1 protein-coding gene and 1 pseudogene are annotated in these 836 nt (G+C 68.4%); both read right to left on the bottom strand.

All coding sequences use genetic code 11. The features are described from left to right. Positions 1-199: Mur ligase domain-containing protein (locus JCM25156_RS26240; protein ID WP_034961254.1), on the bottom strand; the 199-nt coding region annotated here is incomplete at its 3' end. Beyond that, positions 196-836: pseudogene (locus JCM25156_RS26235) on the bottom strand (Mur ligase family protein); the annotation flags it as partial. The gene JCM25156_RS26240 and the pseudogene JCM25156_RS26235, both read right to left, overlap by 4 nt.

Raw genomic sequence — 836 nt, 5'->3', positions numbered from 1 at the left:
CCGCGCCAGCGCGCAGGGCGGCGGCGACATGTTCATGCCCGTTGCTGCGCTCGCCCCGCAGGGCGATGAAGACATCCCCCGCATTGAGCGTGCGGGTGTCGATCGAGACACCCGTTCCGGCGATAGCGTGTGATGTGGATGACGGAAAACGCCCCGATGTCGCGGCCAGAAGGTCCGCGCGGCTCCATAACAGTGTCATTCAGTCCCCGTCAGGCCACGGATGACCGTGGCGTCGTCAAATGGCAGGCTCTCGTGGCCAATGATCTGTCCCTGTTCATGGCCCTTTCCCGCCACGACCAGCACGTCACCTTCCTCCAGCATGTCCAGCCCCGTGGCGATGGCGTGGCGGCGGTCCCCGATCTCCAGCGCGTGGGGGGCGGCGGCCAGTATTTCGGCGCGGATGGTGGCCGGTATTTCGGTGCGCGGGTTGTCATCCGTCACGATCACGCGGTCAGCCAGGCGGCTGGCCGTCTCCCCCATCACGGGGCGTTTGCCCCGGTCGCGGTCGCCACCCGCGCCCATCACGATCACCAGCCTGCCGCGCGTATGCGGGCGCAGCGACTGGAGCAGGCGTTCGATCGCATCGGGCGTATGGGCGAAATCGACATAGGCCGTCGCCCCGTTGGGCAGCACGGCCACCTGCTCCAGACGGCCCCGCACGCCATGCAGGTGTTCGAGTTGCGCGATCGCGCGCTCGGGCGCGTCATCATCCGCGCCCGACATGGCGGCGGCCAGCAGCAGGTTGTCCACCTGGAAACGGCCCGCCAGCGGCACCGCGATCTCATGCCGGCCCGAAGGGTGCCAGTTTCAGAATCTGCCCGGTCGGTGTCGGCCAG

This window comes from Komagataeibacter kakiaceti JCM 25156 (genome assembly GCF_000613305.1).
The sequence above is the reverse complement of the archived record's forward strand: the minus strand, read 5'-3'. Positions and strand labels throughout refer to the sequence as shown.